Raw genomic sequence first — 16,339 nt, forward strand, 5'->3', positions numbered from 1 at the left:
AGCGAGCCCGCAATAGAAGAATAATACGTTTTTTAAATAATATATTTAAATATCATCTAGTTAAAATAAAAAACTAAATCAAAATCTTAACTGATATCCTTGGCATGGATCAGGCATTTTTCCTTATCGGCCGTACAACCACCCTCTTCCCACCATGATCTGACAACCGTGAGAATCTCCCCAATTCGTGGCCCCGGTGGCAGACCAGCCGCGAGAAGATCCCGTCCTGCCAATGGAAAGACAGGCACGGGGAGATCCGACAGCATCTGTCGAAGGCGACGCCATTTTTCCGGGTCATAATCTCCTGCCCCGTCATCCTTCTGCTGCGCTTCTGCCAGCCAGATTCTGCCAAGAAGAATGTCCCGTTCCGTGCCAGCCAGAAGGCGCGCCCCGTCCTTGGGGGTGGCGACAGTAAGAGGATCAGGAACAGGCCCATCACGGAGGAGTGCTATGATCGCAACCGCTTCCTGTCGTGATGTCCTCAAACGTTTCAGGCATGCTTCAATCACGGGAAGGGAAATCCCCGCTCCCGCAAGAAGCGCCGCCATCCTGATATCCAGTCTTGCCGGAGCTTCAATGGCAATCACTGCTTCCAGTCGCCTCAAGGCCCCGTCCTCATGGCCCGACAGTTCAGGAAGGCAGGCCGTCAGAACACCCGTGTTCTGCATGAGGCGGAACATTTCGACCACACGGGGACCAACGAGGATACGCCTCAATTCTGACCAGATACGCTCGACCGAAAGACGTGCAATCATATCGACGCAGCGGGAAATAGCCCGCAATGTCTCAGTGTCTGGCGCCACAGACCCAAATCGTGCCTGAAAACGGAAGAAGCGGAAAATACGAAGGGCGTCCTCCCGGATACGGGTTTCAGCATCTCCTACAAACCGCACCCGGCCCGCATTCAGATCGGCATAGCCGCCGAAATAATCGTGCACATTTCCTGAACTGTCACAGGACATGGCATTGATGGTGAAATCGCGGCGCGCGGCATCTTCGCGCCAGCTTTGTGTCCATGCCACCTGCGCATGGCGTCCGTCGGTCTCCTCATCACGCCGTAGGGTGGTGATTTCGAAACCACGACCATTCACAAGTGCAGTTAGGGTGCCATGCGCAAGCCCGGTCGGAATGACCCGAATTCCGGCTGCTTCCAGTCTTTCCATCACTGTCTGGGGCGGCTCCGGTGTCCCCAAATCAAAATCACTCACAGGGCGATTGCTGAGAAGATCCCTTACAGCACCCCCCACCACGCGAGCCTCAGGCAGAACGTCCCAAATCTGTTGCAATGAAGGGAAAACCGACAAGTCTCGTAATGAGATAAAAGGCGCATTCACGCTCAGCAGCCTTCATCCGCATCCCGACATCCGCGCGGGGAAAGGGCCAATGGGAAAAATTCGCCTGAACTCCACACACCTAGGCAAGGGCGACCTCCACAGCAGCCCGGCTCCACCAAGGCGGCAAGCTCATACCATACGGGACGGGAAATTCGTGCCAGAAGCGGCAATTGCCCTTCTCCCTGTCGGACAGTGAGATAGGGTGGCGGCGCGCTGTCACATGCGTCCAGCGGAACATCCCATTGCGCCGTAATCGGGTGATCGGGGCCAGCTGTCACCACCTGATCGATGTTGGTGCGGAAACAGAGAATCTGGTTCTGCCCACATCCCTTCCATTCCAGCTCTACGGCCACGAAAGGAACGTCCTCGACCTCGATGGTGCCTTCCTCCATCGGAGTCCGCAGCCAGTAGGTTCCGTCTTCCGCCCGCGAAAGGGCCGATGCGAAGAGACAGACCATAGGTTTTCGCTTGATGGGCGAACCACGATAAAGCCAGACCCCATCGCGTCTGATCAGAAATGGCAAGGGGCCACATTGACGCGGCTTTCTGGTAGGGGCGCTGGATGTCACGTTCAATTAACTCACATCTGTTTGCCTTGGCACCATACCGATATAGGGTTGCCCCCCGGCTTGATGTAAGCCCCGGACGTGTCAGACTGGACCCATGACGCCTGAAACGATGCCTCACCAGACCGCTTTCTTCTCTCCCGAAACCGGCGCCGCGCCCTCTGGCGCGCAGCCTGATGGCGACGCAATCGCCCGGCAGGCTGACCTTGTCGCCCGTCAGTTGCTTGCCGTACGACAGGAGGTCGGACGAGTCGTATTTGGTCAGAAAGACGTTGTAGACCAGACGCTTGTCAGCATTCTTTCAGGTGGTCACGCACTGCTGGTCGGTGCTCCGGGTCTCGGCAAAACGCTGCTGGTCACGACACTCGGCACAGTGCTTGGGCTTGATGCGCGCCGCGTGCAGTTCACACCCGACCTGATGCCCTCAGATATTACCGGCAGCGAGATTCTTGACGAAGATGCTTCCGGTCACCGCAGTTTCCGTTTCGTGCCGGGGCCGGTTTTCTGCCAGTTGCTGATGGCCGACGAAATCAATCGCGCCAGCCCACGCACCCAGTCAGCCCTGCTTCAGGCCATGCAGGAACATCGGGTGGCCATCGCTGGCACGGAATATGCGCTTCCACGGCCCTTTCACGTTCTCGCGACACAGAATCCGATCGATCAGGAAGGCACCTACCCTCTGCCGGAAGCACAGCTTGACCGTTTCATGCTGCAAATCCAGCTGACATTTCCCGATGCAGCCGATGAAAGAGCCATGCTGTTGGCCACCACTGGCGTAGCGCAGGAAGCAGCGCGTCCTGTGTTGAGCGCTGGAGATCTCCTTCAGGCACAGGCCATGGTGCGGACACTTCCCGTTGGCGAAAGCATTGTCGACGCGATTCTCCGCCTCGTGCGTTCGGCGCGCCCAGAGACGACGGACGTACAGCAGGTGAAAGACTGCATCGCATGGGGACCGGGGCCACGAGCAGCACAGACGCTGATGCTCGCAACCCGCGCCCGCGCTCTGCTGGAGGGGCGTCTTTCTCCGAATCTTGATGATATTGCCGCTCTCGCCCGTCCCGTTCTGGCGCATCGTATGGCGCTCAGCTTTTCAGCACGGGCCGATTCGACCCGCATTGAGGACGTGATCGACGGACTCGTTTCCCGTCTGGGCTGACCGTGGCATCACGCTTCGAAACAAGCTCTGAGGCATCCGGCAAAGGCTTTTTAGGACGCCTGACCCGTAAATTACGCCCTGCTTCGGGAACCAGAGGCCAGACCACAGAAGCCCGGATGAGCGCCTCTGTGGCGGCCGACGCCGATTCTCTTGCGGCCTCCCTACCCTCCCTGGTTCTGGAAGCCGAACGCATCGCCGCGACAGTTGCCGCAGGACTACATGGGCAGAGACGCTCCGGCCCCGGTGAGACCTTCTGGCAATATAGGCCTGCATTGCCCGGGGAAGCCGTCACACGAATAGACTGGCGGCAATCCGCCCGTAGTCATCGGGCCTATGTGCGCGAAACGGAAGCCGAGCATGCCCAGACCGTCTATCTCTGGTGCGACCTGAGTCCGTCCATGGTCTGGACCTCTCAGTCTGCCTCACTGCCGCTAAAACGTGATCGGGCCATTCTGCTGCTGCTGGCTACCGCTTCTCTTCTCGAGCGAAGTGGTGAGCGTGTGCGTCTGCTCTCGTCCGGGGGGACTGTTGACCTTCCGCCGGGTGGCGGCAGAGTGGCCAATCGTATCGCGCTGGCGCTTCTCACGCTCCTGCGGGAACCTGTCTCGGCAGGGCTACCACCGTATGCGGCCCTTCCCACGCATGCGCAGCTCGTCATGGCCAGCGATCTGATCGCGCCAGCCACTGAGATTTCCACACTGTTCCGACAACTTGCCGGAAATGGTATCCGCGCCCACATCCTTCAGATCTTCGACCCAGCCGAATATGAACTCCCCTATGCCGGGCGCATTCGTTTTGAAGGGCTGGAAGGTGAGCCGGAGGTCGTCCTGCCCGCAGTCGAGACGCTTCGCGAGGATTTTGCCACGCTGTTCAATCGGCAACAGAGCGAAGTGCGGGCGCTTGCGGAACGGTGCCTTCATGTTTTCCAGCCCCATCGAACTGACATGTCAGCCGCTTCCGCGCTTCTGACCCTGAGTACATCTCTCGCCGGTCATCGGGGAACTGGACGGTCATGATTTTTCAGTTCCCGGCCCTTCTTGCCTCGCTTGTTGCGTTACCGGCCATCTGGTGGCTGCTCCGCGCCCGCTCCCCGGCTCCCCGCACGCAGATTTTCCCACCCGTTCGTCTGCTTTCCCAACTCACACCGAAGCATGATGACGCGGCCACACCACCATTCTGGCTGCTGCTGCTTCGTATTCTGGCTGCTGCCCTTCTGATTGTTGGCTTTTCCGGGCCGATATTACCGGGCAAGCCAGTGCCTCTGGGCGGGAGTGGCACCCTCTTGGTGGTCGTTGATAACGATATGATGGCCGCCGCCGACTGGAGTGAACGCACAACCGCCATTCATGCGGTTCTCGACGCTGCGGCACGGACAAACCGACAGATCATCCTGTTTCCAACAGCGATTGAGGATCGTGAGAACATGCCGCCGCTCCGTGCGATCAGCTCAGCAGACGCCAGCCGCGCTCTGGATGCGCTGCGTCCGCTCGCGTGGATGGCCGATCGTCATCAGGCACGGAACGGACTGGATGCGATCAGGGCGCAGGGTCTCTCCGTGGGCACGATCCTCTATTTTTCAGACGGTGTCGCCACACCGGGCAAAAACGGTGCGGCAACAGATCGTGCTTTTGCTGCTGCCCTGCAAGCGTTGGGATCGGTGCAGGAAATACGCTTTGCTGACAGCAGCGCCTTTGTGCTGAATCCTGCGCCAGTCACTGAATCGCCAGATCATCAGACGAGCGATGCTTCCGGTGTCATGGCCAAACTGACCACCATCCCGAGTGACGCTCCCCGCCGCATTCATGTCCGGGCGCACAGTCAGGACGGTGGCACCCTTGCCGTGACGGATGTTTCAATTCCGGCGGGTGCCAGTTCTGTGCCTGTATCCGTCACTCTCCCCACAGTCATGCGCAACCGTGTGGACATGCTGACCATTGATGGCCACCCAAGCGCTGCCTCAACGCTCCTGCTGGACGAAGGTGACCGCCTGCGTCCGGTGGGACTGATAGCGACAGGAAGTGGCGATACGCCCCTGGTGGGCACCCTGTTTTATCTGAAACGCGCGCTTGGGCCGACCTCAGACCTGCACACTGGCAGCGTTAACACGCTGCTCTCCGAACCGCTCTCCGTGCTGATCGCGCCCGATGGCACCCTTGCCGATCCGCAAACCCGCGCGAAAGTCAACGAATGGGTACGTCAGGGCGGGACGCTCATTCGTTTCGCGGGCCGCACCCTTGCCAGCAGCGAAGACAGCGCCAGTGAAGCTGAAACGGACGATGACGAGAAGCCGAAGGTCGCCGATCCGGCGGAAACATTGCTTCCCGTTCCGCTGATGCCAACGGCGCGGCAACTTGGGGGAGCGATGTCGTGGGGCAAGCCGCAGTCATTTGCCGAATTTCCGGAAAACTCCCCTTTCCACGGCCTGAGTATTCCCAAGGATGTGACTGTTTCACGGCAGGTTCTGGCGCAACCATCGGCCGATCTGACGGCCCATAGCTGGGCGCGTCTTGCTGATGGCACACCTCTCGTTACGCACACGGCGTTGGGCAAAGGTGAAATCGTGCTGTTCCATGTCACCCCCACGGCTGACTGGTCCAACCTCCCCCTCTCCGGCGTATTCGTCTCGATGCTCTCACGCCTGATCGACCATGCAAGCGGCGTGGACATTCCATCCGACACCGTCATTCTTCCCCCGGTCCTGACACTGGATGGCGAAGGAACGCTCGGACAGCCTTCCTCCCTTGCACGAGGACTGGCCTCCAGTATGTTCGGTTCAACGCCTCCCTCACCAGAGCATCCTCCCGGTCTATATGGCTCCAAAGCAGCCCGTCGCGCTCTGAATGTGGGCGATACAATCCAGTCTCTTGAGCCGCTTTCGCCCACAGGTGCAGTCACCAATCCGGCCGGACATCGCCCCGATCGTCGGTTCGGGCCTGATCTGCTGGCTCTTGGATTGCTGCTGCTGGCGGCGGATGTCATCGCGACAATTTGGCTTCGCGGCTTCTCGCTGTTCTCGTCACGCCGGATCGGGAAAAACAGAGCACAGCGTAGTATGTTTCTCGTCATGATTGCTGCTTTGTCTCTGAATGCGGCGCAGGCGCAGGATACGGCGCCCACACCGCAACAGACCGATGTTCCCGGTGCGGCGCTGGAAACCAGGCTGGCTTACGTCGTCACAGGCACCAGCGAAGTAGATGCAGTCTCCCGAGAAGGGCTTCAGGGACTGTCCGATTATGTGAACAGCCGGACCTCAGCCGTTCTGGGTCATCCTGATGGCGTTCGCCCCGGCAAGGATGATCTGGCCTACTACCCCCTGCTTTACTGGCCCATCACGCCAGAGGCGAAAAGTGATCCCGCCATGACGTCCGCGCTCACCACTTTCATGGCACACGGCGGCATGATCATCATCGATACGCAGGGTGTTGATACGACCACATCAAACAGCAACGATACCGCAGTCGCAGGCGACTCTCCGGGCAGCGCTGCAGCATTGAAGCGTGTGACCGAAGGCCTTCCGATCCCGCCGCTCACACGTCTGAACGACCATCACGTGCTCAGTCACACATTCTATCTCCTCCATGATTTCCCCGGCCGTTATGCTGGCCAGACCGTGTGGGTAGCGCGTGAGGGTGAGGCGGAGAATGACGATGTCAGCCCCGTCATCATCGGATCGGCAGACTGGGCGCATGCGTGGGCCGTGGACCAGAATGGCGACACACGTTTTGCCGTCTTACCCGGCGGAGACGAACAGCGCCGCACAGCCTATCGCTTCGGTGTGAATGCCGTAGTGTATGCTCTGACAGGCAATTACAAGGCGGATCAGGTTCATGTTCCCGCCATCCTCAAGCGACTTGGGCAGTGAGGACGGCATGATCGACAGTTTCACACACAGCATCGCCTTTGCACCACTTTTGCCACGCTGGGTTCTGATCGCTCTGGCAGTTGTTCTTGTTGCCGCATTGGCCATTGGCCTGCTTGCCCGCATGCGTGGCACTCTTCTGCGCGCGCTCGCCGGAAGTGTCATTCTGCTGTGGCTGTCAGGTCCGCAGTCCCTTACGGAAACACATCGGGATCTGCCGGAAACGGCTCTGGTGGTTGTCGACCAGACACCGTCCATGCAACTGCGGGATCGCGCCTCCATCGCGCGGGCCGCAGCTCTTGCGCTGGGTGAGTCAGCGCCCGAAGGTCTGACGCTCCGCACCGTGACCGTACGTGGCGAACGGACAGGTGGAACGCGTCTGTTCGACGCTCTTTCACAAGCCGCAGCCGACATTCCCCCAGATCAGCTCGCTGGAGCCGTTTTCATCACGGATGGCCAGACACGCGATGCCCCTGCTGACGTGCCAGAGCGCCTTGCGCTGCACGATGAAGCCGGAAAATCCGTAACGCTGCCGCTGCATGTGCTGCTGACCGGACGCGGCGAGGAAAAGGACCGTCGCCTGCGTGTCCTGCAGGCGCCTCCCTACACGATCGTGGGGAAATCGGCCGTTATCCGCGTGCAGGTCGATGACCTCGGTCCCGGCACGCAGGCTGGAGCTACCGCCACCGTATCCCTGACAACCGATGGCAACCCGACGCTTGAAGTGCCGGTGCGGACAGGCGAACCGCAGGATATCTCACTGCCGATCACCCATCCGGGTGAAACCCTTGGCGGCCTGTCAGTGTCCCCGCTCGCTGACGAGGTTTCCGCAGAGAACAACCGCGATGTGCTGAGCATTACCGGCGTGCGCGACCGACTGCGTGTCTTGCTCGTTTCCGGTGCGCCCAATCAGGGTGAGCGCGTCTGGCGTCGGCTGCTGAAAGCTGATCCTTCCGTTGATCTGGTGCACTTCACCATTCTTCGGCCGCCTGAAAAGGATGATGGCACCCCGCTGTCCGATCTGGCGCTGATCGCCTTTCCGGTCGATGAGTTGTTCCGCAACAAGATCGACCAGTTCGATCTCATCATTCTGGATGGGTTTGAAAACCGTCATATTCTGCCGCCGTCTTACCTGCACAATATCGCGCAATTCGTGCGCAAGGGCGGTGGCCTGTTCCTGATCGCCGGGCCGGAATTCTCCGGGCCTTACTCGCTTCAGGATACGTCCGTGGGCGACATTCTGCCTGCTCATGTCCCCTCATCTCCGCCGGATCTCGCGCCGACAGAAGCCGGGCCGGGCATCATTGTGCGTCGTTTCCGCCCCCAGCTGACGGAGGATGGGCGTCGACACCCCGTGACAGCCGAACTGCCGGGTGCCCCCGCACTTCATCCGGCTCCAGACTCCCTCTCTGCCGCCCACGATGTGCCCGGCGAATGGGGACCGTGGTACCGCGCCCTGCGCTCGGATGATGCTCACGGACAGGTGCTGATGCATGGTCCTGACGATTCACCTCTGCTTGTTCTGGATCACGTCGACAACGGACGGGTCGCCCTCCTGCTTTCCGACCAGATATGGCTCTGGTCGCGTGGTGAATTCGGTGGCGGTCCGCAGGCGGAACTACTGCGCCGTATCTCGCATTGGCTGATGAAAGAGCCGGACCTGGAGGAAGAGCGGCTGGAAGCGCATATCGCGGACGGAATGCTCACGGTCACGCGCCATACCGTCTCTGGCGCGCCACCCACGAGCGTCACGGTCACAGCGCCAGATGGCACCAAATCGCCGCTGTCACTTCATCCTTCGGGATCTGGCCTGCTGTCCGGCAGAATGGCCGCGACGCATCCGGGGATCTGGAGTGTCGACGATGGTGATCACCGCGCGTTTGCCGCTCCCGTACGCCCAGATCCGGAAGAGTTTTCCGATCTGCGACTCACGGCTGACATTGTCGGTCCGGTTGCAAAAAAAACGGGCGGTCAGGTCATCTGGCTTGGCAATGATATTGCGCATCCGGCCGTGCCAGCTATCACGCTTGGAGCCACCTCCGGTAATGCTCTCAACTTTCCGCAGCGTCATGCCCATGTGCTGACAGGAACAAGCACAACGCCCCTGCTCCCGGCGTGGCTGGTGCTTCTTCTTGCCGCAGGTCTTCTGGCTGCGGGCTGGTATCGCGAAGGTCGAGGCTGAAGACGATCTGATAGAGAATTGCGAGAGAAACCCTGCGGCTATTCACGCATTGATTCCCCTGAATCAGTCACGTTACAGGGAAAAACGCATGTCCTCCTCCTGCTCCACAAAACGCTTTGCCGGGAAAAAGGTCTTTGTCAGCGGGGGCAGTCAGGGCATTGGAGAGGCCATATCGCTGGCCTTCGCGCGCGAAGGGGCTCGTGTTGCAGTTAACGGACGCAATAAGGAAAAACTGGAAAAGTTTTTGCCGTCTCTGCCAGTTGTCCCCAAAGGCGCACACCTTGCCTGCCCGGCCGATGTCTCAGATGAAAAAGCCATATCTCAGGCCGTGCAGCAGGCTTTTCACGAATTTGGTGGCCTCGATATTCTAGTCTGCAATGCGGGCATTCTGCTGGAAGCGCCATCTGAGGACATTCCGCTCGAAGATTTTATGAAAGTCATGAACGTCAATGTCACCGGCGTCATGCTTTGCGTGCGGGAAGTGCTCAGACACTGGGTGAAGGATGGCACGAAAGGAAGCATCGTCATCAACAGTTCGGTCCACCAGCTGATCCCGAAACCTGCCTTTCTGGGTTATTCGGCCAGCAAGGGTGCTGTCGGGAACATGGTCCGGACATGGGCACTGGAATATGCCTCTCGCGGCATCCGCGTGAATGGCGTCGCGCCCGGCGCGATCCTCACCCCCATGAATGACGGATGGGCGAACGACCCCGAAAAATACAAGGCCGTCTCCTCCCATATTCCCATGGGAAGGCCGGGGGAATCCGATGAAATTGCCGAACCGGTCCTCTTTCTCGCGTCCGATCAGGCGTCCTACATTACGGGACAGACGCTCTACATTGATGGCGGCCTGACGCTCTATGCCGATTTCGCCAAAAACTGGAGCACCTGAACCGCTACCGCATCCTACCCCTCAACCTTTGCCGCCAGCTTGGCCAGAACAGCCGTGACTTTCTGCGCCAGCCCCACCCGCTGCGCATTGAGCAATTCGCGCACGATGGACAGTTTCTGGTCCGGACGGACACGGATCTGCCCATCCGTCCACTTGCCCATCCAGCGGATAAGCCCGTCCGGATTGGCGAAGTGATTGCCGCGGAACTGGATCACCATACCTTTCGGACCCGCCTCCACACGCTCGATACCGGCGGCACGGCAGGACCGTTTGATCGCCACCACATTGAGCAGGTTTTTCAGCTCAGACGGCACTTCACCGAAGCGATCCACCAGTTCGGCTTCCATCGCCTCATCCTCGGCAGCTGACGCCAGCGAGGCGATCCTGCGATACAGGCCGAGCCTGACAGGAAGATCCGTGACATAGGTGTCGGGGATGAGAACCGGCAGACCCAGCACAATATTCGGCGTCCAGTCACGGTCTTCCCGTTTGGCCTTACCCTTTTCAGCCCGCAGGTCCGCCACCGCGTCCTGCAACATCTGCTGATAAAGCTCGATACCCACTTCACGGATATGACCGGACTGCTCATCCCCCAGCAGATTACCTGCACCACGCAGATCGAGATCGTGCGAGGCCAGCGTGAAGCCCGCGCCCAGCGTGTCGAGCGTCTGCATGATCTCAAGTCGCTTCTGGGCGGCAGCGGATAGCAGATGCGTCTGCGGCCATGTCAGATAGGCGTAACCACGCTGCTTGCCGCGTCCGACACGACCGCGAAGCTGGTAAAGCTGACCCAGCCCGAACATATCGGCGCGATGGATGATGAGCGTGTTGACGGACGGCATATCCAGACCGCTTTCCACGATATTGGTGGAAAGCAGAATGTCGTATTTGCCATCAGCAAATTCCGTCATCACCCGCTCAAGGTCGGTGGGCGACAACTGACCATGCGCCTGAACAACTTTCGCATCAGGCACAATGTCGGCCAGACGTTCCGCCAGACGGTTCAGATCTTCGATACGCGGCGCGACACAGAAAATCTGCCCGCCACGGAAGCGCTCGCGCTGGATTGCCTCGCGGATCACCACGCTGTCAAACGGCATGATGAACGTGCGCACAGCCAGACGGTCGGTCGGCGGCGTGGCGATCAGGCTCATCTCGCGCACACCGGACAGGGAAAGCTGAAGCGTGCGCGGTAGCGGCGTGGCGGAGAGCGTCAGCACATGCACATCCTCGCGCAGGGCTTTCAGTTTCTCCTTGTGGCTCACGCCGAAATGCTGCTCCTCGTCGATAATCAGCAAGCCCAGATCAGCGAATTTCACGGTCTTGGCCAGCAGCGCATGCGTGCCGACCACGATGTTCACCGTGCCGTCAGCAATACCCTTGCGCACTTCGGTCGCCTGCTTGGCCGTGACCATGCGCGAAAGTTGCGCGACGTGAATCGGGAATCCTTCAAACCGGGTCTCAAACGTACGGAAATGTTGACGGGCCAGCAGCGTGGTCGGCACTACCACCGCCACCTGTGTGCCGGACATTGCCGCCACGAACGCCGCACGGAGCGCCACCTCGGTCTTACCGAAACCGACATCACCGCAGACAAGACGATCCATCGGACGCCCGGACGCCATGTCCTCAATCACATCGGCAATAGCGCGAGCCTGATCGTCCGTTTCCACAAACGGGAAGCGGGCGCAGAACTCTTCCCACAACCCTTCCGGCGGGGCCAGTGAAGGCGCTTCACGGAGCGCACGCGCCGCCGCCGTGCGGATGAGCGCGCCCGCCATGTCGCGGATGCGCTCCTTCATCTTGGACTTGCGGGCCTGCCACGCCACACCGCCAAGCTTGTCAAGCGCCACACCAGCCTGATCCGAGCCGAAGCGGCTCAGCAGTTCGATGTTCTCCACCGGCAGATAGAGCTTCTGTCCGCCGTCATAGAGCAGGCGCAGACAGTCATGCGGCGCGACGCCCACGCTGACCGTCTCCAGTCCATCATAACGCCCGATGCCGTAGTCTTGATGGACGACCAGATCGCCCTCGGTGATCTCGCCCGCTTCGGAAATCAGTTCATCCGCGCGACGACGCTTGCGCGGCGGACGGCCAATGCGTTCACCCAGCAGATCCTGTTCGGAGACAATGGCGATGTCATCGCCGACAAAACCTCGGTCGATACCGAAGATCAGCAACCCGACCGGCCCGGCCTTCATCTTGCTGGCGGCATCCCAGCTGTCGAACGTCTCGACCGCCACGCGATGCTCCATGAGCAGCGTCTTGATCCGCTCACGAGAGCCTTTGGTCCAGGCGGCGATATAGCAACGCCGCTTCGTTTCAGCCCATTGCTGAGTGTAATCGGCGATCAGGTCAAAGACCTTCTCGCGCTCACCTTGCGGCGCCAGCTTGGCGAACATGATGCCCGGACGCCCCCCGGCATCGATTCCCGTTGCACCGTCAGGTTTGGCGAACGGACTGAAGCGCGTGAGAGGGAAACGGGAGAGCGCGGCGTCCCACCCCTTGCGATCGAGATACAACAGGTGCGGCGGCAGGGCGCGATATGGCGTTTCACCCTCACGCGGGGGCGTCTTCCGCGCCTCGTAATGGTCCTGCACCATTTCCAGCCGCGCCGTCAGGGATTCTTCTGCCTGATGGTCGAGAGAAATCGCCGCTCCCGGAATATAATCGAACAGCGTTTCCATGTCGGTGTGAAACAGAGGCAACCAGTGTTCGATGCCGGTGTAACGCCGTCCTTCGCTGACATGCTCATAGAGCGAATCCGTTGCCGCAGCCTGCCCGAACTGATCGCGCCATGCTGACCGGAAGCGGGAAATGCTGGCCGGGTCGAGCGAGAATTCGGATACCGGACGAAGTGTCAGACGATCAGCCTTGCCGGTTGAACGCTGCGTGCCGGGATCGAAATGGCGGATATTCTCCACCTCGTCGCCAAACAGATCGAGGCGGATGGGCTCGGCCTGTCCTGCGGGAAAGAGATCAAAAATACCACCTCGGGTAGCGAACTCTCCCGGTTCCATCACCGTGTCGGTGCGCGTGTAGCCGTTGGCGATCAGCAGCTCGATCAGAAAGGACTGGTCGAGACTTTCCCCCTGCCCGACTGTCAGTGACTGCCCTTTGAACGCCGCGCGCGGGGGCACGCGCTGCATGAGCGCGGATGGAGTCGTAAGAATGAGGCGGCCACCCTTGGCAGTCACCGGCTCCAGCAGACGTGTCAGAGTGGCAACACGTTCCGCGATGATGACGGGATTGGGCGAGACCCGGTCATATGGCAGGCAGTCCCATGCCGGAAAGCGGAGGATTTCCACTCCTTTGCCGATATAGTCCAGTTCGTCGCCAAGACGCGCGAGTGCGGCGGCGTCCCGCGCCACGTGCAGCACGGGGCCCTTGTGTTCCCGCGCCCGCTTGGCCAGTAGAAACGCGTCGAATCCCTCGGGCGCGCCCCATACCGTGGTGCCTGTGGCGGGGGCTTTCGTGGGGGTCCGTACGTCCGCGTCCATCAGCGACAGTCCATCATCTCTAGTGTCGTTTAAGCTTTCGCCCCGGCGATGGCGGGCTTCATTAACCATTGCCTTAAGCATGGGGGTCTCCCGTTCCTTGGGCAGTGGCAGACGTCCGAACAACCAGTCGGACAGGTCCGGGTCCGGCAGTTCCAGCACGTTCTCCATGTCTGTCAGGGCCGCAGCATCCATGCCCGCGACGTGCCTGTCCACGAACTCACCGATCAGAATGTCCGTCTCGAACGTGCCGCGATGCCGGGCGCGAAAGACCAGACGGCGACGACGCGTCTCCAGATCGCGCTCTTCCCCGTCATGTTTCTGTGTGGTTTCGTTTTGTTCCATGGCTGTGCTGTCCTATAGCCTTCTGGCTTATGCCTGTCAGCCCGACAAGAAAGGCCGTTGCGTCGCCCGTGTCCAGATCACCCTCCTCACGGAACAGCGAGGCAACGTCCGAGCCACACCCGATGCCAACGGACGCTCTACCCGTTCCCACCTGCATTGAACCACTGCTGGCCCCTCTCGCCACCTTGCCCGGCGTCGGTGCCGCGACGGCCAAACTACTCGCCAAGGTGTCTGGCGGCCCGACGATTATCGACCTTCTCTTTCTCATGCCCGACAGCGTGATCGACCGGCGCTATCATCCGACCATCGCCGACCTACAACCCGGACGTATCGCGACACTGGATGTAACGGTCACACGCATCGTCCCGCCGGCACATAAACGCCAGCCCTGGACCGTAACGGTCGCTGATGACACTGGCACGCTCGATGTCGCTTTTTTCTCGGCATGGATGGCAAAGCGCGCCGTGCTGCACGCACCGATGAAAGTCTCCGGACGAACGGAAATCTTCAACCGTCACTGCGTGATGAACACGCCGGACTATTTTGTTTCGGCCAACGACCGGATTCCGCTGCTTGATCCGGTCTGGCCACTTACTGCAGGACTGTTTGCCGGACAGGTGCGCAGTGCCATGCGACGAGCGCTGGCGCGTGTTCCTGCGGACTTACCGGAATGGCAGGACCCGGCAGTGATTCAGAAACGGGGCTGGCCGGATTTCCGCACAGCCCTTTTATGGACGCACTTTCCCGGCGATGTGCCCGAATTTCTGGAAGGCGATCAGTGGCGCTCTGCCCGCCGCAAGGCCCGTGAACGCCTCGCCGCCGATGAACTGCTGGCCGACCAGATCGCCACCCTGCTCGCGCGGGAAGCCAACCGTTCCCGTCCCGGCAGATCAATCCGTGGAGATGGGCATCTCCAGCAGGAGGCACTGGCACGGTTCGGACACATGCTGACCCCGGCACAGACCCGTGCCGTGCGCGAGATAGACGCGGATCTGGCTGCGCCTCGTCGTATGGTGCGGCTGCTCCAAGGCGATGTGGGCTCAGGCAAGACCATGGTGGCGCTGCTTTCGATGCTGCGCGTGGCTGAAGCAGGCGCTCAGGCCGCCATCATGGCGCCTACCGAGATTCTCGCCCGCCAGCATTTCGCGACATTCACACGGCTCTCACCCGTTCCCGTCGCTTTCCTGTCCGGCTCGGTACGGGGCAAGGCACGTCGTGAGACACTGGCCGCGATCGCGGACGGATCGGCTTCCCTGATTGTCGGCACCCACGCTCTGGTGCAGGACGCCGTGCAGTATCACGACCTTGCTCTGGCTGTGGTGGACGAGCAGCATCGATTTGGGGTGGGACAACGGCTGACCCTCGGTGCAAAAGGCGACGCCGTGGATATGCTGGTCATGACTGCCACGCCCATTCCCCGCACCTTGTTGCTGGCACATTGGGGCGAGATGGATGTCAGCCGACTGGACAGCAAGCCAGCCGGGCGCAAGCCGATCCGCACCTCCATCCATGGTCCGGATTCGTTTGACCCCGTATTGGCCGGGCTGGAGCGGGCCCTGAAATCCGGAGCGCAGATCTTCTGGGTCTGTCCGCTCGTCAGCGAGAGCGAAACGTTGGATATCGCCGCCGCTGAGGCTCGTCATGCCATGCTGGCCGAACGCTTCGGGGAGCGGTTTGGCGTCGGCCTGGCGCATGGTCAGCAGGATATTGCCGTGCGTGAGGCGGCTCTGACAGCATTCGCGGCTGGCGAGACACAGATGCTGGTGGCGACCACCGTCATTGAAGTAGGCGTCGACGTGCCGAGCGCGACGGTGATGGTCATCGAACATGCGGAACGATTCGGACTGGCCCAGCTCCATCAGTTACGGGGACGTGTGGGGCGTGGCGGCGATGAATCGTTCTGTCTCCTGCTGCATGGCAGCGAGATGGGACAGGTGGCGCGCCAGCGACTGGCGCTTCTACGGGAAACCGAAGACGGCTTTCTTATCGCCGACGAGGATTTCCACATGCGTGGCGGTGGAGATGCGACGGGCAATCGTCAATCCGGGTTACCCGGCTATCGTCTGGCAGTTTCCGAAGATGGCGACATCGATCTGGGCGAACTCCTCACGATGGCGCGGCAGGCCGCGGAAATTCTTGCACGCAAATTGCAGGGAAACAGAACAGCGCCAGAAAACATTTCCTCTCTTCTTCATATTTTCAGAAAAGAGAATTTTCACTGCATAACGAACGCAGGATAAAACTTAATATTTCGTCTCAATTTATAGAGTTTTTCTTCGTTAATTTTACATTTACAGCCCCCTGTTACTCATAACGTCATGAAATGCTAGAGGCATGATACTAGGGAGTGTTCTCTGCCGAGTGCCTCGCCTGAAAACAGGATGCGCGCCATGACTGAGTCGAAAAACGGCAAGAGCGGAACCGTTTCTGCTTTTGAAACTTTGTGCCTGCTGGTTCCACAGCTTCTGCCTTGTGATGGCGCTCTCCTTTTTGACCAGTCTTCCAGAC

Annotated in this window: 9 protein-coding genes; 6 read left to right on the top strand and 3 right to left on the bottom strand. The window is 60.1% G+C overall.

Annotated elements, in window-relative coordinates; genetic code table 11:
* Positions 1–86 precede the first annotated feature (86 nt).
* Positions 87–1,334, bottom strand: a complete 1,248-nt coding sequence (locus ABF824_RS11945; protein WP_415489270.1) for a CCA tRNA nucleotidyltransferase — start codon at positions 1,332–1,334, stop codon at positions 87–89.
* 2 nt (positions 1,335–1,336) lie between these two features.
* Positions 1,337–1,909, bottom strand: coding sequence for a DUF1285 domain-containing protein (locus tag ABF824_RS11950; RefSeq protein ID WP_415489271.1), 573 nt, complete (start codon positions 1,907–1,909; stop codon positions 1,337–1,339).
* Between the two features lie 88 nt (positions 1,910–1,997).
* Here ABF824_RS11950 and ABF824_RS11955 point away from each other — a divergent pair, with 88 nt between their 5' ends.
* The 5 genes from ABF824_RS11955 to ABF824_RS11975 all read left to right on the top strand — a co-directional run bounded on the left by ABF824_RS11955 (position 1,998) and on the right by ABF824_RS11975 (position 9,989).
* Complete coding sequence (locus tag ABF824_RS11955) at positions 1,998–3,056, top strand: AAA family ATPase (RefSeq protein ID WP_415489272.1); 1,059 nt, start codon at positions 1,998–2,000, stop codon at positions 3,054–3,056.
* Positions 3,057–3,172: 116 nt separating this feature from the next.
* The gene (locus ABF824_RS11960) at positions 3,173–4,072 is read left to right on the top strand and encodes a DUF58 domain-containing protein (RefSeq protein ID WP_415489273.1); all 900 of its coding nucleotides are present in this window, start codon (positions 3,173–3,175) and stop codon (positions 4,070–4,072) included.
* Complete coding sequence (locus ABF824_RS11965; protein WP_415489274.1) at positions 4,069–6,918, top strand: DUF4159 domain-containing protein; 2,850 nt, start codon at positions 4,069–4,071, stop codon at positions 6,916–6,918. Before ABF824_RS11960 ends, ABF824_RS11965 begins: the two co-directional genes overlap by 4 nt.
* A gap of 7 nt (positions 6,919–6,925) precedes the next feature.
* Complete coding sequence (locus ABF824_RS11970) at positions 6,926–9,097, top strand: VWA domain-containing protein (protein WP_415489278.1); 2,172 nt, start codon at positions 6,926–6,928, stop codon at positions 9,095–9,097.
* A gap of 88 nt (positions 9,098–9,185) precedes the next feature.
* Positions 9,186–9,989, top strand: coding sequence for an SDR family NAD(P)-dependent oxidoreductase (locus tag ABF824_RS11975; protein ID WP_415489275.1), 804 nt, complete (start codon positions 9,186–9,188; stop codon positions 9,987–9,989).
* Between the two features lie 14 nt (positions 9,990–10,003).
* On the opposite strand, the gene mfd is transcribed toward ABF824_RS11975, so the two are convergent.
* On the bottom strand, positions 10,004–13,831 hold the full coding sequence (gene mfd, locus ABF824_RS11980) for a transcription-repair coupling factor (protein WP_415489276.1): 3,828 nt from the start codon (positions 13,829–13,831) through the stop codon (positions 10,004–10,006).
* 122 nt (positions 13,832–13,953) lie between these two features.
* On the opposite strand from mfd, the gene recG reads away from it, so the two are divergent.
* Complete coding sequence (recG, locus tag ABF824_RS11985; RefSeq protein ID WP_415489277.1) at positions 13,954–16,071, top strand: ATP-dependent DNA helicase RecG; 2,118 nt, start codon at positions 13,954–13,956, stop codon at positions 16,069–16,071.
* Positions 16,072–16,339: the final 268 nt, after the last annotated feature.

It is taken from the genome of Acetobacter sp., from assembly GCF_047721705.1.
In the GTDB taxonomy this organism is placed as follows: domain Bacteria; phylum Pseudomonadota; class Alphaproteobacteria; order Acetobacterales; family Acetobacteraceae; genus Acetobacter.